This window comes from Paenibacillus ihbetae (genome assembly GCF_002741055.1).
Classification (GTDB): Bacteria; Bacillota; Bacilli; order Paenibacillales; family Paenibacillaceae; genus Paenibacillus_AQ; species Paenibacillus_AQ ihbetae.
In genome coordinates this window covers 3588366-3607369 of the sequence record NZ_CP016809.1, presented here as the reverse complement: position 1 = coordinate 3607369, position 19004 = coordinate 3588366, and the positions used below count along the sequence as shown (strand labels likewise).

The 19004-nt window shown below is 57.1% G+C and carries 15 protein-coding genes and 1 riboswitch; of the genes, 3 read left to right on the top strand and 12 right to left on the bottom strand.

The genetic code is table 11. From position 1 onward, the window contains the following. Window positions 1-70: 70 nt before the first annotated feature. The 9 genes from BBD41_RS16010 to BBD41_RS15970 all read right to left on the bottom strand — a co-directional run bounded on the left by BBD41_RS16010 (window position 71) and on the right by BBD41_RS15970 (window position 14386). Entirely contained in the window at window positions 71-1096 is a 1026-nt protein-coding gene (locus BBD41_RS16010) for a DUF2332 domain-containing protein (RefSeq protein WP_099478174.1), read from the bottom strand. A gap of 137 nt (window positions 1097-1233) precedes the next feature. Continuing rightward, window positions 1234-3234: an amino acid ABC transporter ATP-binding/permease protein gene (locus BBD41_RS16005; RefSeq protein WP_099478173.1), complete on the bottom strand. Its 2001-nt coding sequence runs from the start codon at window positions 3232-3234 to the stop codon at window positions 1234-1236. Next, window positions 3231-5327, bottom strand: coding sequence for an ABC transporter ATP-binding protein/permease (locus BBD41_RS16000; protein ID WP_099478172.1), 2097 nt, complete (start codon window positions 5325-5327; stop codon window positions 3231-3233). The genes BBD41_RS16005 and BBD41_RS16000 overlap by 4 nt, the downstream gene beginning before the upstream one ends. Further along, window positions 5327-6343 (bottom strand): cytochrome d ubiquinol oxidase subunit II, encoded by a 1017-nt coding sequence (gene cydB / locus BBD41_RS15995; protein ID WP_099478171.1) that lies wholly within the window; start codon window positions 6341-6343, stop codon window positions 5327-5329. The genes BBD41_RS16000 and cydB overlap by 1 nt, the downstream gene beginning before the upstream one ends. Next, window positions 6330-7733 (bottom strand): cytochrome ubiquinol oxidase subunit I, encoded by a 1404-nt coding sequence (locus tag BBD41_RS15990; RefSeq protein ID WP_099478170.1) that lies wholly within the window; start codon window positions 7731-7733, stop codon window positions 6330-6332. The genes cydB and BBD41_RS15990 overlap by 14 nt, the downstream gene beginning before the upstream one ends. A gap of 315 nt (window positions 7734-8048) precedes the next feature. After that, window positions 8049-9854 (bottom strand): adenine deaminase, encoded by a 1806-nt coding sequence (gene ade, locus BBD41_RS15985; protein WP_099478169.1) that lies wholly within the window; start codon window positions 9852-9854, stop codon window positions 8049-8051. A gap of 350 nt (window positions 9855-10204) precedes the next feature. Continuing rightward, window positions 10205-10306: riboswitch (purine riboswitch) on the bottom strand. A 161-nt stretch (window positions 10307-10467) separates the two neighbouring features. After that, window positions 10468-11712 (bottom strand): MFS transporter, encoded by a 1245-nt coding sequence (locus tag BBD41_RS15980; RefSeq protein ID WP_099478168.1) that lies wholly within the window; start codon window positions 11710-11712, stop codon window positions 10468-10470. A gap of 140 nt (window positions 11713-11852) precedes the next feature. After that, window positions 11853-13670 carry a sensor histidine kinase gene (locus BBD41_RS15975; protein ID WP_077568549.1) on the bottom strand — a complete coding sequence of 606 codons (1818 nt, stop codon included), beginning with the start codon at window positions 13668-13670 and terminating at the stop codon, window positions 11853-11855. After that, window positions 13667-14386, bottom strand: a complete 720-nt coding sequence (locus tag BBD41_RS15970) for a response regulator transcription factor (protein ID WP_077568551.1) — start codon at window positions 14384-14386, stop codon at window positions 13667-13669. The genes BBD41_RS15975 and BBD41_RS15970 overlap by 4 nt, the downstream gene beginning before the upstream one ends. A gap of 141 nt (window positions 14387-14527) precedes the next feature. Here BBD41_RS15970 and BBD41_RS15965 point away from each other — a divergent pair, with 141 nt between their 5' ends. The 3 genes from BBD41_RS15965 (at window position 14528) to BBD41_RS15955 (ending at window position 16613) form a co-directional block, all read left to right on the top strand. Further along, window positions 14528-15754, top strand: a complete 1227-nt coding sequence (locus BBD41_RS15965) for a DUF418 domain-containing protein (RefSeq protein ID WP_077568553.1) — start codon at window positions 14528-14530, stop codon at window positions 15752-15754. A gap of 135 nt (window positions 15755-15889) precedes the next feature. Next, the gene (locus BBD41_RS15960) at window positions 15890-16195 is read left to right on the top strand and encodes an antibiotic biosynthesis monooxygenase (RefSeq protein ID WP_077568554.1); all 306 of its coding nucleotides are present in this window, start codon (window positions 15890-15892) and stop codon (window positions 16193-16195) included. Window positions 16196-16484: 289 nt separating this feature from the next. Further along, complete coding sequence (locus tag BBD41_RS15955) at window positions 16485-16613, top strand: DUF4023 family protein (protein ID WP_007128896.1); 129 nt, start codon at window positions 16485-16487, stop codon at window positions 16611-16613. An 83-nt stretch (window positions 16614-16696) separates the two neighbouring features. Here the strand turns inward: BBD41_RS15955 and BBD41_RS15950 are convergent, their stop codons facing one another. From BBD41_RS15950 to BBD41_RS15940, 3 genes are all read right to left on the bottom strand, one after another. Next, window positions 16697-17044 (bottom strand): DUF1801 domain-containing protein, encoded by a 348-nt coding sequence (locus BBD41_RS15950; protein ID WP_099478167.1) that lies wholly within the window; start codon window positions 17042-17044, stop codon window positions 16697-16699. A 176-nt stretch (window positions 17045-17220) separates the two neighbouring features. Beyond that, complete coding sequence (locus BBD41_RS15945) at window positions 17221-17622, bottom strand: VOC family protein (RefSeq protein ID WP_077568557.1); 402 nt, start codon at window positions 17620-17622, stop codon at window positions 17221-17223. Between the two features lie 123 nt (window positions 17623-17745). After that, on the bottom strand, window positions 17746-18999 hold the full coding sequence (locus BBD41_RS15940) for an RNA polymerase sigma factor (protein WP_099478166.1): 1254 nt from the start codon (window positions 18997-18999) through the stop codon (window positions 17746-17748). Between the last annotated feature and the right edge of the window lie 5 nt (window positions 19000-19004).

Here is a 19004-nt window from a genome sequence, read left to right as displayed (position 1 = left end):
GCTTGGTGAAGCGGAATGAAGACGAAGCAGGATTTCAAACGGCTTCGAAAAATACACGATTACTGGCGATTCACGCCAGCCATTCGAACCAGCGCCCATGACCGTCGGCTCTAAGAATGGTCTGTTCGCTCGATATGCCGCCGACAATCAAGTCAGCATGGAGATCGCCATCCCACATATTGTTGTACACATGGACGATGTCGCGGTGTTTGCCGATATCGTTCAGATGATGGAGCAGCCGATGTTTGTTATCCTCGGGAATCTGGTTGGCTACATGCGTATGAAAAACGCATACAGCGGCCTCTTCGGGAATGTCCCGCACCAGGCCGGGCAGCAGCTCCGTCCCGTCCCCTTCTACGAACCGAATGTCGGACCGGCTCTTCAGAAGAGCTGCGGCTTGCTCGAGCATCGATACCCGGCCGGGATTGCCCGGCCAGATCAGCGCCCGCAGCCACAATATATCCTCCGCGCTGTGCACGTCGTTCACGTGAAGATCGATCCCCATCCGGTAGACGACCGGGGGACTGGAAGAGAGCAGAAACGGAGCCTTATCGCCCCTGATCCCGGCTTCGATGCGAACGGCGGAGTGCTTGTTGCCGTATACCTCCTGGCCGCCGTAAGCGTAGCCATACTGATCCCACAGCAGCTGCAGTCCGGCGCTGCACCCCAGCTCCACAAGGGCGAGCGGCTTTTGCACCTTGGCGTACACGGAGCAGAACACCGGATAAAGATACGCACAGCGCCGGACCTCGTTCGTCTGCACCCGCTTGCTTCGTAGGATCTCTATAATCCCTTCCCTATGCTCCAGCACAAATGTCCGAAAATGCGGATAGCTTGCCTCCATTTCCTTCGGCTCCTCCGCGAGCCCCGGATAGTAGGCGCTAAGCGCTGCCCCCTTGCCCTTCAGCAGCAAGTACTGAACCGCGCCGAACAGCAGATTGGGCACCGGCTGTCCGGGCGAAGCCTGCGCAGCTATCGCCAAAACCTCCGCGTCGCCGGCGATCTGCCGCGCCAAATGCGCGTACAGATCGCTGGATCCCGGAAACTCCTTATCGGCAAAATGCCGAAACACCCTCACTAGCCGCTCCTGATCCATATGTCACTCTCCTAACGAAAAAATGTATAGACCGGTCTAAGACCATGTTACATCTTTCCAGCCGTGCTTTGGATTGCGATCTTTTATCGGTCCGATAAGAGAAACAATGGAATGGTTCAGGCATATTCCTATTCCGATTATGCGCCCGGGCGGTCAAGCCGATACAACCCGCGATACCTTGGGCAGCGCTCCATCAGCTCCTCGTGCGTTCCGCGCATGACAACTCTCCCTTGCTCCAAGAACAGGATCTCATCCATCCGCTCGACACCGACGAGATGATGGGTCACCCAGATCAGCGTCCGGTCCTGAAGGCTGGAAAAGATGGTAGAGAGCAGCTCGCGCTCCGTTCTGGGATCCAGTCCAACCGTCGGTTCATCAAGGATAACGACCGGACGCTTCTGCAGCAGTATGCGGGCAAGGGCTACACGCTGGCGCTCTCCTCCGGAGAAACGCTGCCCCGCTTCCTGCATGCGGGTATGAAGTCCGTCCGGGAGGGAGTCGACCAGCGGGGTAAGCCGGGCCATCGCAGCAGCCTGCAGGATCTCCGCTTCCGTGGCATCCGGTCGCCCGAGCCGGATATTGTTTGCCAGTGTCGTATCGAACAGATGCGGGCTCTGATTGAGGACGGAAATCACGGACGAGATATCGTCGCCAAAGCGGGCCGCATCCATGCCGCCGATCGTAACCGTGCCCGACGAGGGTGCCAGGACGCCCTGGATAAGCTGCAGCAAGGTCGATTTGCCGGCGCCTGAGCGTCCAATGACCGCCACCTTGGCCCCGGCGGGTACGTCGAGGGAGATGTCCCGGAGCGCCTGTGTACCGTTGTCAAAAGAGCATGATGCAGTTGCACCTGCCCAACGTGCCGGATGTACCGGATCTTTTGAATGTGCTGCATCTGTTGAGTGGATCGCATCTGTTGAGTGAATCGCATTCGTTAAGTGTGTCTCATCTGTTGAGTGTGCTGTCTCTGCTGTTTGATGTGCTGCTGTTTGATGTACTGCTGTTTGATGTACTGCTGGTGAATTTGCTGCAGACGCATCTGGTGAAAGTGTTGCATCGGTCGCATTTGTTGCATATTGAAACGAGACCGAATCCACCTTTATATGCGCGCCGCTTCGAATGACGGCATCCATTTCGCCCCGGGTCAGCGACGGCTGCACCGGGTATCCAATCTCAGCAGAGTCTTCGCCATGCCCGACGGCCTTCAATCGCTGAACGGATTGACCATACGACGGAATCCGCTCCACCGCCTCAGACACCGGCAGAAAAGCATCCATCAGCGGAAACACCGCGAGCACCATTGCCGCGATCAGCGTAACGTCCAGTGCGCCGGCCGCATGCTGCTTGCCCGACCAAAACACCACCGTGACCACGGTGACCGCAACGATCGTCTGCCCGATGAAGCCGCGCAGCCGCGCCCACCGCTTCAGCGCCCGGTCAATCCGGTCCACCTCGGCTTCATCCTCCTCGTAGCCCGTCAGAAACTGCTGCTGCCGGCCGCTGACATACCATTCATGCATGCCAAGCACCGCATCGGTCAGCTTCTGATACAGCCGGTTCCTCGCCTGCTTCATCTCCCGGTTCTTCCGCTTCGTCAGCAGCAGGGAAATAAGCGGGAGCACGAATACCAGTACGGCCACATAAATAGCGAGCAGAAGAGCGAACACCGGATCGAATAGCCCAGCTGCCGCAATTAAGCCGGCATAGAGGACCAGTGCCACGAACGACGGAAACACCGTGCGGATGTAGACGTCCTGCAAATACTCGATGTCATCGGAGAGCACGCCGAGCAGATCGCCGGTCCGGTAGCGGGAAGACAACCGGAGCGCCTGAGGCTCCAGAATCCGGTACAGCCGGAGCCGCATCCGGGACAGGATACGGAGAATCGTATCATGCCCTACAAGTCGTTCCGCATAATGCAGGACGGCCCGTCCGATCCCGAATGTACGGACGCCCACCGTCGGCACATACACCATCAGAATATTCTCCGGACGGAGCGCGGACTTCGAGATCAGGTACCCGGACGTAAGCATCAGCATGCAGGCAAACAGAACGGTAAGCACGCCGAGCACGGCAATGAGCAGAAAGCGCCAGAAATTTGCCGTCACATAAGGCCGAAACCACGATTCCTGCTTCATCCGATTCCCTCCATCTGCGATGTAATCAAGCCGTAATACACGCCCTTCAACTGTATTAACTCCTCATGGGTTCCCGTTTCCGCCACGCGCCCCCGGTGGAGCACGATCATAAAATCCATATCCCGCATCCAGTGCAGTCTGTGCGTCGCTAGAAATACCCACCTGTCCCGAAATAGGGACAGCATCGTTTCTTTCAGCTCATATTCCGTCTCAATGTCAAGATGAGCCGTCGGCTCATCCAGCAGCAGCACCTGCCTGCCGCCGAGCAGCGCTCTCGCCAAGGCGACGCGCTGGGCCTGCCCGCCGCTTAAAGCCCGCCCTCCGGCTCCGATCATTTCATGGAGTCCTTTCGGCAGCGTGCGGACAAGATCAATCAGTCCCGCCGCCTCGACAGCGGCCAGAACGTCCGCGTCGGAAGCATCCGGCGCATAGAACCGCACATTGTCCTGAAGCGTGCTGCTGAACAAATACGGATGCTGCGGCATATACGTCACCCCGCTTCGCCATGTCTCGCGGTTCCCTTCCTCCAGCTTCACGCCGTTCAGCCTGATCTCGCCTGCAGTAGGAGCCGCAAAGCCGCCGAGCAGATCGATGAGCGTGGATTTGCCGGCCCCGCTCTCTCCGACGATCCCGATCCTGCCCTTGCCCGGAATCCGGAAGCTGACGTCCTCCAGAGAGGCCGGCCCCTGCGACTCATGCCGCAAGCCCACACCGCGCAGCTCCAGCATGCTGTGATCATCCCATCGAAATACAGCCGGCGAGCTTCCGCGGTTTATCGAATTATCCTTAATTTGAAGTATCGGGGCTGGGAAAGCCGCTCCGACTTTACGTGCCGTATCCGTTCTCGCCGCATGCAGTGCATCGGCTGTCATCGCCATTGTTGTATTGGTCGTTGCGGCGATTGCTGCGTCGGTTGTCGCTGCGATTGCCGCGTCGGTTGTCGCTGCGACTGCCGCGTCGGTTGTCGCCGCGATTGCCGTGTCGGTTGTCATCGACACCGCTGCTTCAGCATCGTCAGCTGCATCCGCTGTGCGTATGCAACCAGCTCCGCCGGCACCCACACCCGAATCGGCCACAGCGGCTTCGCAGGCGCCATCCGCCCCCCCATTCGGAGCAGCCTCCGACACTGACGGCTTCCACTTCCCCTCAGCCCGCGACGCCCGAATGATCGACTGCATCGCTTCCCCCGCCTGCTTGCCGTCCAGCGTGGCGTGGAAATCGGCGCCGACCATACGCACCGGAAGAAAATACTCCGGTGCCAGAATAAGAACGAGCAGCGCCGGCAGCAGCTCGATGCTGCCGTTTATGAGCCGCAGACCAAGGTTAACCGCAACGGAGGCCACGGACAGCATCGTGAAGAAGTCCAGCGCGAAGGAGGACAGAAAGGCCACGCGCAAGGTGCGCATGGTCGCTTTCCGGTAATCTTCGCTGACCTGCTGAATGCTGGCGCTGTGCCTGCGGCTCTGACCTAGAAATTTCAGCGTCATCAACCCCCGGAGCGAGTCGACGAAATGATTGGACAGCAACCGGTAAGAATCCAGCTGCCGTTCGGTCTGCTTCCTCGCAGCGAGGCCGACGAGAATGAGGAAGGCAATCAGAATCGGCATGGTGACGAGCAGAATAATGCCCGAAATCCGGTCGGTCATGAATACGTACAGCCATACCAGCGCAGGCGTTATGCCCGCGCCCATCAACCGGGGGATGGTCAGCTCCGCATATTTGCGGAACTTGCCGATGCCCTCCAGCACAAGCGTAACCACATTACCCGTTCCTTCCGCCCTAACAAGCGCCGAGCCTTTTTGAAAAAGAACACCGAGCAGCTCCTTTCGAAGGCTTGCGCCGGTCTGCTCCGCAAAGCGCTGCGCAAGCCCTTGCTGGACGGCTCCGACCCCGTGCCGCAGCAGAAAAGCAAGAAGGAACAGGGCAATGGTTCCCCCCTGCTCCTGCAGCGAGGCCCCCGCGAACAGCGCGGAAACCGTCTCTGCAAGCCATTTGGCCTGCAGGAGGATGGCCATGCTCTGTGCCAGGGTACATCCAGCGACCAGGAGAAACGTCGTCTTGGCGCCACGGTAACCCAGCAGATCTTTTCCCATCAGTATTCCAGATGCTCCTTCTCATGTACCCGTTTGTGGAAAACGAAGTAACTCCAGATTTGATAACCCAAGACGAAAGGCAGCAGCGTGACGGCCACGATGGTCATCACCTTCAGCGAATACGGGCCGGAAGCCGCGTTATAGATCGTCAGATCGAACGACTGGCTGATGGAGCTGATCATGACCCGAGGGAACAATCCCGCAAACACGGAGGTTACCGTAAGGGCAATCACGGCCCCGGTCATCCCGAACGCCCACCCGTCCCGCTTCAGGCTCATGAAATAGCCGCCGAGCAGAAAGGCCAGCAGCGCCAGCCCCAGCAGGACGGCGATCAGGCCGCCCCGCCGCTCGAACACGTCCGTCATGAAATACGTCATGACGCCGAACGCCGCGAACAGTCCCGCGACCGGAAGCAGCAGCTTCCGTGCCATGGAGCGTGCGCGCTCCTGCAAATCCGACGTCGTGCGGAGCGTCGTGAACATCAAGCCGTGCAGCAGGCACAGCAGCGTCATCGTCAGCCCGCCGACCACCGTATAGGCGTTGACGATATCGAAGAAGCCGGCGTGCATTTCCATTGCTTCATTGATCGGCAGCCCCTGGATCAGGCAGGCAAATACGACGCCGAGCAGGAACGGAGGCAGCACGCTGCCTGTGAATATGGCGCCGTCCCATACTTTTTTCCAGCGGGTATTCTCAACCTTCCCCCGGAACTCAAAGGCTACTCCGCGGCCGATCAAGGCCAGCAGGAGGAAGACGAGCGGAATGTAGAAGCCGCTGAACAAGGTCGCATACCAGTTCGGAAACGCCGCGAACATCGCGCCGCCCGCCGTCAGCAGCCATACCTCGTTCGCGTCCCAGAACGGGCCGATGGAATTGATGAGCACCCGGCGCTCCGTGTCGCTTTTGGCCAGAAGCTGCGTGGACATCCCAACGCCGAAATCAAAGCCCTCGAGAAAAAAGAACCCGATGAACAATACGGCAACCAGCACAAACCATACTTCATTAAGAGACAGCATTGTAGCCCTCCTTGTTAAACGGATCGCTTGCGTGGCGGTGATCCGCTTCCTCCGCATACGGTCCTTTCTTGATCACCTTCACGAACAGATACGCCATGACAGCCGCCAGCACCGCGTAAATCGCCGTAAACACAATCAGCGAGAACAGGATCGACCCGGCGCTGACATTCGGCGAAATGCTGTTCTCCGTCGTAATGAGCCCGAACACCGTCCACGGCTGGCGCCCGATCTCCGTCATAATCCAGCCCGAGCTGTTCGCAATGATCGGCAGGGAGATGCCAAACAGCATCATGCTCAGGAACCACTTCCCGGCCTGCTCGACCTTTTTGCGCAGCATCAGCCACGCACCGTACAGACCAAGCAGGATCATGGCCGTTCCGGCTGCCACCATAATCCGGAAGCTCCAGAAGGTCGTGCGCACCGGAGGAATATAATCGCCCGGACCGTACTCCTGCTCATACTGGGACTGCAGCTCTTTCATACCGGTCACTTCGCCGCTAAATTTGCTGTAAGACAGGAAGCTGAGCAAATACGGGATTTTGAATTCCGCCGAGTTCTCCTGCTTTTCCGGATCGATCGACGCAAAGACCGTCCACGGTGCCGGATCCTCGCTTGTTTCCCACAGGCCTTCGGCGGCAGCCATCTTCATCGGCTGGGTCTGCACGAGGTACTGCGCCTGCTGGTGGCCGAACACCGCAACCAGAATGGAGGTAAGCAGGCCGACCACGATCGCAAGGTTGAACGATTTTTTGAAAAAATCCACGTCCTGCTTCTTCATCAGCTTATACGCGCTCACCCCGGCCACGAGGAACGCGCCGGTAGCCAGCGCCCCGAAAATCGTATGCGGGAATTCCACCAGCAGCTGACCGTTCGTGATCAGCGCGAAGAAATCGTTCATCTCCGCCCGTCCGTTGTTGATCTCGAATCCGACCGGACGCTGCATGAACGAGTTGGCGGCCAGAATCCAGAACGCCGACATCAAGGTGCCGAAGGACACCAGCCATATGCTCAGCAGATGGACTTTCTTCGAAAGCCGGTCCCAACCGAAAATCCACAGGCCGATGAACGTCGATTCGAGAAAAAAAGCCAGCAGGGCTTCGATCGCCAGCGGCGCGCCAAACACGTCCCCGACAAACCGCGAATAATCGGACCAGTTCATGCCGAACTGGAATTCTTGCAGAATCCCCGTCACGACGCCGACCGCAAAGTTAATGAGAAACAGCTTGCCCCAGAATTTGGCCATCCGTTTATACACGTCCTGGCCTTTGACGACGTACATCGTCTCCATGACGGCGATCAGAAACGCCAACCCGATGGAGATCGGTACGAAAATAAAGTGAAAAATGGTTGTCGATGCGAACTGTATTCGCGCCAGCATCACCGGATCCATAACATACCCCTTCCTTTAGCTCACGTCATCATTTTAAATTTGATTCTTTTGGTATTGTCGCAGACTGGAGCAGGAAGGATTGTGATAAACATCACAATATCGAGGCCAAAAACGGATAAAAAGTTATAAATTTGTGACAAAAATCACGAAGTCCCGAACCTAAAAAGGACAGGCCGCCATCCCTGGCGAGCCTGCCCCTTGTATGCTATACCGCATGCCTCTCAGGCGCGCGGCGTACCTGATCATGCTGTACGACCCTCGTCGTTATTGCTCGTACGGTGCCGGCATGCAAATCATTGCATTAGCTTGTACAATTTATTGAACCGGACCTATCTCGGTTTCGATCAGCTTAAACTCCGTGACGTCGGCAATCCCGCGGTTCGTGATGCGGATTTCCGGAATGACCGGGAGCGCAATGAGGGAGAAGGTCATGAACGGCGCGTTAATGAAGCAGCCGAGCTCCCTCCAGGCATCCTCCAGCGCCGCCACTTCCTCGGCCACGACTTCCACCGGGCGGTCAGCCAGGAGGCCTGCGATCGGCATAGCCACCTTCGCCAGCACCTTCCCGTCCCGGACGACGATCATGCCGCCGCCGCAAGCCGCCAGCTCATTGGCGGCAAAGGCCATATCGTCCACATTCGTGCCCATCACCAGCAGGTTGTGGCTGTCATGGGCCACGGTCGAGGCGACCGCACCCGCCTTCAGACCAAAGCCGCTAGCGAACCCGAGCGAGATTTGCCCGGTTCCGCGGTGACGCTCGATGCAGGCAAGCTGCACAACGTCCTGCTCCAGATCCGGCCGGATGATTCCGTCCACCACCGGGAGAACCGCCGTCATTTTTGCCGTGCGGGCACTGTTCTCAATGACGCGTACGACATTGACTTCCGTTCGCGCCGCCGAGTCGGTTTTGCTGCGGAGCAGGAAATCCTCCGGAGCGAGGGCCCGGGCAAGACGCACCGATTGATAAGCCTTCTCCGGGTATTGGTAGGACGGAAACTCCACCACAAGGCGGCCGTTCTCCGCAACGACCTCGCCATCGGCAATGACGACCGACGGAACCATGCGGTTCAAATCGTCAATGAGCAGGATGTCCGCCGATTTTCCCGGGGAGAGGCTGCCGAGGTCCAGCTCCATTCCGAAATAGCGAGCCACGTTGATCGTTCCCAGTTGAATCGCGGTTACGGGGTCAACCCCTTCTTCCATCGCCCGCCGTACGATATGGTTCATGTGGCCGAGACGGACCAGTGTCTGCGGATATACATCGTCGGTAATGAGCGACATATTGTCCGTACGCACCTTGTCCTCGGTCACCACCTTGATGACTTCCTTGATGTCCTGCCAGGCCGATCCCTCGCGAATCATCAGATGCATCCCGAGCCGAACCTTCTCCAGCGCCTGCTCCCGCGTCACCGTCTCGTGGTCGGAGCTGACCCCTGTAGCCAAATAAGCTTGAAGCATCCGGTCATCCTCCGCCGGAAAATGTCCGGTTACCGTCTTGCCAGCACGCAGCGTAGCTTCAATCTCTCCGATCATCGTCGGATCGCCGTGCACGACGCCTGGGAAGTTCATCACTTCACCGAGGCCTGCCGTGCCCGGCCAGGTCAGCCCCTCTTCGATATCGGATACGCCAAGCTGGGCGCCGCCATCCTCCAAATCGAATGTTGCGGGAACACAGGAAGGAATGGTCGTGAACACCTTCAGCGGCAGCTGTTGACCCTCTTCATGCATCCAGCGCACGCCTTCCATACCGAATACGTTGGCAATCTCGTGCGGGTCCATATAGATTCCGGTCGTTCCGCTTACGATGGCTGCCTTGGCAAATTCGGTCACCGTCAGCATCGTGGATTCGACATGCATATGGCCATCAAGCAGTCCCGGCGTAATATACCGCCCTTTGGCATCAATCACCTTCGTGCCCTCGCCGATGGTATGATCCGCATTGCCGATATAGGCAATGCGCCCGGCTGCAACGGCCACGTCCATATTTGCTTGAAGCTCGCCCGTAAATACGTTGACCAGCGTGCCGTTCTTGATCACCAGCTCGGCTGGCGACTGCCCTAGAGCAACCTGTCCCAGCTGCCGGCTGACCTCGTATCGTTTATATCTTCTGCTTGAACTCATGATGATTGCACGCTCCCCTTTTTTTGCTGATTGGATATTTCTGCGCAGTGAGTTTGATGATGCCCTTCATCGCGGTTTTTCACGCATGGAGGGAGGGGCCCATGGTTTAGATCAATACGATCCCCCTGCGCTGCCGGAACGCAAAACAACCCGGACAGCGTACCTGCCCGGGATGCCTAAAGATTGAATTCATCAAGATGAGGAAGTCCCTTGCTTATCTGCTGCGCTCGCGCGATATTGCCGCTGATTCCGGATTAGACCTTCCGCCGGGCCCACTCGGACGAATACGTGAAACGCCATGCGTACCCGGGTACCGCCATGCCTCGCGATTCCCTTCAAAGCTCGGGCTGTCCTATTCTCATCTTTTATGTAGTCAAGTCATTTACGGTAACCTGGTAGAGACGCCTGGGCCCTATTCCCCGGCATATACATCAAGATTTGCTGCTAAGACCTTTACCCTATTCAATTCTACTCATTTGTTGTTAGAATTATAATCCTCCTGTCCAAGAAGTCAAGTGACAGGAAGGAACCGGCCTCTTTAGGAAATACCAGGATGCCGCCAATATCATGGCGGCAAGCCAGGAGCCTATGTACCGAACGAAGCACCCCTGTATTACAGGCTGACTTCGGTTGGAGCCTTTGTTACCTTTTTGGCGTACAGCATCATCAGCGGAATGCTGACGGCAAACGCCCCCGCAACAAGCAGGAACGGAATACGGGGATCGATGCCATAAGCCCAGCCTCCGATCACGCCGGACGGCGTAATCACGATCAGGATAAGCACCTGGAGCAGCGCGAATATTTTGGCCCGGTTATCGTCATCAATGGCATTCGCAACCGCCGTTTCAAGATACGGATAAGTCATCACCGTTCCAACCGCCGCGATGATCGTGCTTACGCTCAGCACCACAAGGTCGCCCTCCGGGGCGATGACGAGAACCACGTTCGCCAGCACCGAAATGATGAATCCCCAGACCATCGTGCGGTTCACTTTGGACTCGCTGATCCGCGGCATGATCCATCTCATGAACATCAGCATGATGATGGAGGAGAATGCCGGAAAGACGGAAATCAATCCGCTGCCCAGATGCAAATATTCCACCATAAAAATAGAGACATAGGTCGTCTTTACGGTCATCTGAAAGTTAAACAGAATATAAACGCCGAAGATGATCAGCAGAAGCGGGCTTTTCAGCATGCCCTTCATGACGGATATATAGTCAACCATGCCCTCGCGCAGACTCATGGACTTTGTCTCCCTCATCTTGCGGTAGCCGATCTCCGTCTCCCGGGTCGCATAGTGTCTGCCGATGAATTGAATCGTCATCAGGATACAGGCCAGCACGAACATGATCCGCACCCCCGGCACCAGGGAGAAGTAATGCACCAGCAATCCCCCGATCGGAGCAAACAAGCCTCCGACGACGCTGATCAGCTGAAGCAGCGTGAACACATAGGTCCGCTCCTTGGGGGCCGTGTCTTCAACAAGCAGGCAATAGAATGCCGTATGCGGCACTTTTTGAAACCCGTTGACGATAGCCGCGATGACAAAGAACCAGAAGTTTTGCGAGACGGCCCATAGCAGCGTAGCAATACTCCAGCTGAGCACGTCGAAGTAGAGCAGCGCACGCTTGCGGCCCATCCGGTCCGTAAGATATCCGCTAAGAAACGAGGATAGCACTTGAACGAACAGGCCGATCGAGGTGATCCAGCCGATTCCCGTCTCGGTTACGCCAAGCTGATACATAAAGATGGAGCTGTACGTCGCAAACATGCTGTAGGGAATCAGGAACAGCGGTTCATAGACGAGACAGCCCCTGGCATTACCGGTTAATTGCCGAACAGAAGTTGAGCCCATGGATGTCCTCCGGTCGATAGATAGTAGGCAAATGAAATCATTTTCCAGGTTATTATAGCGTACCAAGGATCGTTGCGGGCGGTTTTTTTTGCAGCTGCCCGGCCGAGAGACCGCAGCCTAAAGCATTCGGGCGTGCAGGACTATAGAGCTCGTTCTTTACCGGAGCCCGCTATCATTTCTCGCTCGAATCCTTGCCGGGCAACGGACGGCTCACCGTCTCCCTGCCCAGCCTCGGGCAGCAGTACGGTGATCGTCGTGCCCCGACCCAGCTCGGACCAGATGCCTACCTTGCCTGCATGGGCCTCCACGATGGCCTTCGCAATGCTCATCCCGAGACCCGAGCCGTCCACGCTTTCCTCCGTGTTCGTTCCGCGGTAATACCGCTCGAACAGGTTAGCCTTCGTCTCCTCGTCCATGCCGATGCCTTGATCCGCGACAATGATTGCGGCACCGCCAGGCCGGCTCTCGACCCGCACCTCGATCTTGACCCCTTCCGGATTATGCTTGACCGCATTGATAATCAGGTTATCCATGAGGCGCTGCAGCCACTTCGCATTACCGTTTACGAGCAGCGGCGTTTCCCCGCCAATATAGGTAAAGGTCGCTTCATTCAGCGTGGCATCGTTCACGTATTTCAGCACACAGCGGCGGACCAGCTCATTCAGATCAAGCGGGATCAGCTCCTGCGGGCGGATCGTGCTCTTGAGGCGGAACACGAGCGAGAAATCGTCGATCAGTTCCAGCATATAATCTCCTTTTTCCCGGATGACGGTGCCCATCTCCCGCAGCTCCTCCGCACTCCAATCATTCGGAGCGCTTTCCAGCATGTAACCGTAGCCCTGAATGGAGGAGAGCGGGGTGCGCAGATCATGCGATATCCCCGACATCCATTCCTCCCGGTTCCGTTCCAGACGTTCGCGTTCCCGTTCAGCCTCTGCCAGCTGCTCGGCCATCCGGTAAAAGGAATGGATTACTTCCTTGTACAGCTTATATCGCATGCGAAGCTTGCCGTTCTTGCGGAAGACCCGTTTGCGGTCTTTCGGCGTCAGCACCTCTTCATAAGCTCCGCTGCCCATTCGCTCGAACCAGCCGGTGAAGAGCAGCAGCGGGCGGCTGTATCGGTAACCGTGCCAGATCGCAATGGCGAGCGAGAGAAGCAGCACGCTCAGCATCGCCCACAGGGCGATGCGAATCAGCTCGGTCATCATCGGCCGTTTCCCCAGCGCTTCATCCTGCGGGGTATGGTAGATCCAGGTATTGCCGCTGATCTTGTCCCGATATACGGCAATATGCGTCGAATAAGTACCCGGCTGCTCCTGCATGGCGATGATCTCCAGCGGGTGGTACTCGGACTTGTCCCCTGCGCCTTCCCCGAGCGACTGGACGATGCGGCCTTCCCCGTCAATGATATGGAGGTAGCCGCCTGCGCCGCCAAGCTTCCCTTGCAGCTCCCTTTCAAATTCAGGGTCGATAAGCCCGTTCTTCTCATAAGCGGCCACCCAGTCCAGAAGCTGGTCCGAGCCCTCATCAACCCGCCCCGCCAGGAACAAGAGCGGTTCTTCGTAGAACAGGTCCATCTGCCAGTCCATCGTATAATTGCCGAGCCTCCGCTCTTCCTTAATGGCCAGCAGCGTGCTGACGGAGTACTGGCTTGGAACATCCGAAGGCGTATTCGTGGAATGGATGACGTTCCCTTCCATGTCGACGACCTGAAGCCACATGCCCCTCTCCTGCAGCAGCACCTTCCAGTGCTCCTCCAGCTGAACGCTTCCCTTCTCCGTAATCGTCTCCCCGACGATGCTGTCCAGCACCCCTGCCGGGAAATTCCGCTTAATCTCCTCGTTGCTGATATGGCTGATAAGGATAAACATCAGCACGATAATAAAACAGAACATGAACGCCGAGAATGCAATCAATTGATAGGTAAAATGAAAGGCAAGCCTTCTTCGCAGTCTCATCGGCCGCTCTCCTTGACGAGTTTATAGCCGAGTCCCCGAACCGTAAGCAGATACTGCGGGTTGCTCGGATCCTCCTCGATCCGCTCCCGGATGCGCCGGATATGCACCATCACGGTATTGTCCTCGCCCATGCCGTCAATGCCCCATACCGCTTCGTACAGCTGGGATTTGGAGAAGACGACGCCGGGATGCTTGCAAAAATACAGCAGCAGCTGGAACACCTGCGCCGGACACGGCACCGGTTCCCCGAGGACCATCAGCTCGCCGGCAGCCTCATCCACCTTAAACCGGCCGAAATCCCAGGAGCTTCGAATGACGGCCGGACCGGCCGCCGCATTCGTTCCGATGCCGCCGCGCCGCAGCCGCGCTTTGATCCGGGCCGCAATCTCCAGCGGATTAAACGGCTTGGTCACATAATCGTCCCCGCCCATGGCAAAGCCGGTGAGCACGTCAAGATCCGAAGCCTTGGCCGTCAGAAACAGAATGTGCGGACTACCGTAGGCGCGCAGCTGAGGACACAGATCAAAGCCCGTGCCGTCGGGCAGCATGACGTCCAGCAGCACGAAGTCGGCACCGTGCGCAGCGATTTCATGAAGCGCCTTCTTGCAGCTGGCGGCCGTGTATATCCGGTTGAAGCCTTCTTTGCGCAGCACCATCTGGAGCATTTTCACGATCGAAGGCTCATCATCAACTATTAAAATTCGTGTATTGTCCATAATTCTCACCCGTACATTATGCTAGCACAGCAACCTTAACAGGAGTTAAACAATTGCCGCAGGCGTTAAGAAAAAGTTAGGTTGCCGTTTCCTTTATATTCAAGTGCAATGGCTATACTTATGGCTAAGAGGTGATGATGTGTGAGTACACATAAACGTTCAACGGCCGTGGACGCGATTCGCGGGTTAAGCCTGGCGGGCATTCTGATGGCCAATATGCTTATTTTTCAATACGGCATGTTCGGAAAGGATGAGCTGCATTTCTTCCAGCCCTCCGCGCTGGATACGATCAGCCACAATATCCTGAAGGTATTCGTGGAAGGCAGCTTCATGCCGATCTTTACCTTCCTGTTCGGCTACAGCATGGTGATGATGAGGGAGAGCCTTACAGCCAAAGGCCTGAAATACGGACGCAGCTTCTCCCGCCGCTCGGTGCTGCTGATCGGGCTCGGCCTGCTGCACTCGACCTTTATTTGGGAAGGCGACATTCTATTGTTCTATGGGGGAATCGGCTTCTTTCTGCTCCTGTTCGTGAAACGCAAGGCGAGGACGCTGCTCATCTGGGGAATTATTCTGCTGGCCCTCATGACGGCCCTTGGATACGGCTCCATGGAACCGACCCCGGAGGACGCCTCCCGAATGGAAGCCTATGTGACCAAATCAATCGAGGTGTACGGCAGCGGCAGCTTTGGTGAAATCATGGATTTTCGGTCGAACGAGGAGATGCCGATCAACCTGCCGGATTGGCTGATGCTCCTTGTGGTCCTGATCGCTCCGCTTATGAGCGCCCCGATGTTCCTGTTCGGCATGGCGGCGGCCAAACGGCGACGCTTCCTTCATCCGTCCATGGAAATCCGGCTGTATATCCGGTGGGCGCTGCTCATTCCCGTCGGCCTTGCGCTGAAGACCGCCGGCGTAATGCTGGGAACGACGCATGAATGGAACGGCATCTTCATGATGCTTGGCGGCCCGCTGCTGGCTCTGGGGTATATTTACTTGTTTGCTTCGCTATACGCCTTCTCATCAAGGCAATCGGTCGTGATCCGGGCATTCGAGGCGGTAGGCCGCATGTCGCTGACCAACTATTTGACGCAGAGCGTCGTCTGCGTGTTCATCTTCTACGGATTCGGACTCGGCTTGTTCGGCAAGCTCGGCGTGCTGCAAGGGGCGCTGTTGGCGATCGGCATCTATGCGGTGCTCGCAGTAGGCAGTCTGCTGTGGCTGAAGCGGTTCCGCAGCGGTCCCGTGGAGAGGCTGCTCCGGATCGGCACCTATTGGTCCTGGAGCGGGCGGCCCAAGACCAAGACTGGACCGGTTCCGGCAGCTCCGGCCGCCGATGCGCCGGGCGAGGGGCCGGCGGCAACGTAAGCATCAGGGGTACAAGAGGCAGCCCGCTCGCCTCGCCTCGCCTGCACCGGCTCTCCAAGATGAAATCGGTCCGTCCGTTCCTGTATAATGGACATACGTTAGAGGAACAGGATGAATGAAAAAGGAGGATGCGGCATGCTGGTTGTGACCAACTCGATTAAAGTGAAGCCCGGCCACGGCAAGGAGATCGCACAGCGATTTGCTGAGGCCAAAGGAGTTCAAGAAATTGAAGGATTCGTGCGGATGGAGGTATGGCATGAAGCCAAGGAAGGCGCTGAGGCCGAGGAACTGAAGGTTTCTACCGTTTGGGAGGATGAGGAAGCATTCAAGCGCTGGACGTCCAGCGAATCGTTCCGCCAATCCCACGGTCAGGGCCGTAACGAGAATATACTCGGCGCTTCCCTCAATAAATACGAGCTGCTGATCAGCCATACCAAGTAAGGCAGCGAAAAACGGAAGGCACGTGAAATTGGTTTAAAAACAGCTCGGCGTACGTCTCCAAGAATGTGCGCCGGGCGACAGATTGTGCAAAGCACAATTAGGATCCAGCCAAAGGCATACCAGGGAAGCTTCCCCTTTGCCTGTCGGCTGGATTCTTATTTTTATAGGGACTCTCACACCAGCCCGTTTCCGGCGCAATAAATCGCCAAATACAATGACGTCCGAATGGTTATATTAAGCAGGACACGCTTGTTATCTCACATTTTGATGCAAAGGAGCCGAACCACCAATGGAAAGCACCCATGATTTCGTAGAAAAAATGAACGAGAATGCGGAGAAAGCCCGCCGCAACAAAAACAACGGCAAGGGGACGCCAAGCGACAAGCTCCCGACCAAACAGCACGGAACAAAAAAATAGAGCCGGCCTCGTCCGCGATCCCCTCAAGATCGCGGATGAACCGTCTCCACCGATACCCGTCCCGTCTGTCCACCGGTTGCTCGCTACAGGCTTGCGGAAGCCTGCTTCAGCAGGGATGAAAGCGCCTGCCAATCCACATCCTGCCCCTGGGCGACCTTCATCGTTTTCCGCTCCGGCGGGCCATCGAACGTATCCTCCGACCATGCCAATCCATCCGCGTTAAAAATCGTAAAGCTCACCGCGCTTTTGGCAACGCTGATCACCGCCGCATATTTTCCGTTTTTCAAGAAATGCGGCTTTTTGTACTGCATCCGCTCCTGAACGTCCGGGATCGTCTCGTGCACAAGCTCCCTGAGCTTCACGCTCAGCTCGATCTTCCAGGCATCGCTCAATGCTTCGATGTAATCGGACACTTCTTGGTTTAGGTTCATGTTTTACAGCTCCCTCTATGTCATTGGATAATGGGTTCACGCGGTAATCAGTAATGCTGCGACGGCATGTCTCCTAAGCGCATGCGGTCATGTCAAAACGCCACACACGCTACCGGCAAGCTTTATGCTCGCTCACTAGGTACGACCGGTATCTTGGACATCCACGTTCTTATGCCTCAGCCCTGCTTCACCAGCTGCCATGTCATGCCGAAGCGGTCCACGAGCTCGCCGTAGTAGAAATTCCCCCATGGCTGAAGGGCAAACGGATATTTCTCCACGCCTCCGGCGCTCAGATTACGGTAAGCGGTGCGTGCAGCCTCCTCGTCATCAAACGATAGCGATAGTCCCATATTGGCGCTCGGCTCCGCATCTTGAAAAGCATCCGTCATGATTAACGTGTTCCCTCCCGCCAGCGTCATCGACAGGTGCATTACCTTATCCTTGCTCGATTCCGGCGTGCCCGGGGCATCTCCAAAGGTAGACAGTGCATGGATTTCTCCTCCAACCGCTTCGATATAGAACGCGGCCTGTGCTCTCGCGTCACCGGAAATAATAAATGGAATCAATTGTGCTTGCATATTCTTCATCCTCTTTTCATTCGTTTTTTTGTTTTTCTACTTAAGTGACGAACGGCCATCGCCCAAATCGACATCCATCTGTAAATTTTCCAAAAAATTTTTTTCGTCTGCGGGAAAGCCCTATTATACGCCGCCTGACGCGCATTCCGCGGCACGGCTAAGCAATAACTGCTTCTCCCGCTGGTTATCGGTCAACGAAGCGGCTCGCTTGAATTCCTGGCATGCCTCATCCAGCCGCCCCAGCTTGAACAGCAGATCTCCCCTGACGCTGGGCAGCAGGTGATACTCTTTCAAAGACGGCTCGGCTTGTAAAATGTCCACGATCTCAAGCCCGATCTCCGGCCCGAACGCCATGGAAAGCGCGACCGCCCGGTTCAATTCCACAATCGGGGATGGGGAAACCTGAGCGAGCGCCTCATACAAGGCTGAGATCCGGATCCAGTCGGTATCCTCGGCCTTCGACGCACCCGCATGGCAGGCGGAGATCGCGGCCTGGATCGCATACGGGCCGGTCATGCCGCCCAGCTGCTCCACCCGCTCCAGCGCGGCAAACCCACGCCGAATAAGCAGGTAGTCCCACAATCCCCGGTTCTGATCCATGAGCAGAACCGGCTCGCCGCGATGGTCCACCCGGGCCTTGAAGCGGGATGCCTGGAACTCCATTAACGCCACCAAGCCGTGGACCTCCGGCTCCGCCGGCGCAATCTCGGCCAGAATTCGTCCGATGCGAAGCGCCTCCTGGCACAGCAGCGGACGAATCCACTGGCTGCCCGATGTCGCTGCATATCCTTCGTTGAACATTAAATAGATGACCTCAAGCACCGACGAAAGCCGCGGTTTTAGCTCCGGGCCTTGCGGAATTTCAAACGCCACCCGGGTCGCGGACAGCGTACGCTTGGCACGGACGATCCGCTGCGCGACGGTTGCCTCGGAAGTCAGGTATGCATGCGCAATCTCGGCCGTCGTGAGCCCTCCGAGAAGGCGCAGGGTCAGGGCGACCCGCGCCTCCGGCGAGAGGACCGGGTGGCACGTCATGAAGATCAGCCGCAGCAGATCATCCCCCACCTCGCCGGCTTCCGGCACATCCGGCTCGGAATCGGCCCACGGCTCCTGCTCCCGGCCAATCAGCTCATACTTCCGATCGCGCAGCTTATTCCGGCGAAGCATGTCCAGCGCTTTGCGCTTGGCCACCGTCATCAGCCAGCCGCCCGGGTTCTCCGGCATTCCCGTCTCCGGCCACCGTTCCAGCGCGGCCACGAGCGCGTCCTGCGCCAGGTCCTCCGCCAGTCCGATATCGCGCACCATTCGAGTCAAATGGGCAATGATGCGGGAGGATTCAATTCTCCAAATGGCATCAATCGTACGATGAGTATCCATTATCC

Coding starts and splice junctions, on each gene's coding strand:
- BBD41_RS16010 (WP_099478174.1), bottom strand. CDS start 1,096: ATGGATCAGGAGCGGCTAGTGAGGGTGTTTCGGCATTTTGCCGATAAG.
- BBD41_RS16005 (WP_099478173.1), bottom strand. CDS start 3,234: ATGAAGCAGGAATCGTGGTTTCGGCCTTATGTGACGGCAAATTTCTGG.
- BBD41_RS16000 (WP_099478172.1), bottom strand. CDS start 5,327: ATGGGAAAAGATCTGCTGGGTTACCGTGGCGCCAAGACGACGTTTCTC.
- cydB (WP_099478171.1), bottom strand. CDS start 6,343: ATGCTGTCTCTTAATGAAGTATGGTTTGTGCTGGTTGCCGTATTGTTC.
- BBD41_RS15990 (WP_099478170.1), bottom strand. CDS start 7,733: ATGGATCCGGTGATGCTGGCGCGAATACAGTTCGCATCGACAACCATT.
- ade (WP_099478169.1), bottom strand. CDS start 9,854: ATGAGTTCAAGCAGAAGATATAAACGATACGAGGTCAGCCGGCAGCTG.
- BBD41_RS15980 (WP_099478168.1), bottom strand. CDS start 11,712: ATGGGCTCAACTTCTGTTCGGCAATTAACCGGTAATGCCAGGGGCTGT.
- BBD41_RS15975 (WP_077568549.1), bottom strand. CDS start 13,670: ATGAGACTGCGAAGAAGGCTTGCCTTTCATTTTACCTATCAATTGATT.
- BBD41_RS15970 (WP_077568551.1), bottom strand. CDS start 14,386: ATGGACAATACACGAATTTTAATAGTTGATGATGAGCCTTCGATCGTG.
- BBD41_RS15960 (WP_077568554.1), top strand. CDS start 15,890: ATGCTGGTTGTGACCAACTCGATTAAAGTGAAGCCCGGCCACGGCAAG.
- BBD41_RS15955 (WP_007128896.1), top strand. CDS start 16,485: ATGGAAAGCACCCATGATTTCGTAGAAAAAATGAACGAGAATGCGGAG.
- BBD41_RS15950 (WP_099478167.1), bottom strand. CDS start 17,044: ATGAACCTAAACCAAGAAGTGTCCGATTACATCGAAGCATTGAGCGAT.
- BBD41_RS15945 (WP_077568557.1), bottom strand. CDS start 17,622: ATGCAAGCACAATTGATTCCATTTATTATTTCCGGTGACGCGAGAGCA.
- BBD41_RS15940 (WP_099478166.1), bottom strand. CDS start 18,999: ATGGATACTCATCGTACGATTGATGCCATTTGGAGAATTGAATCCTCC.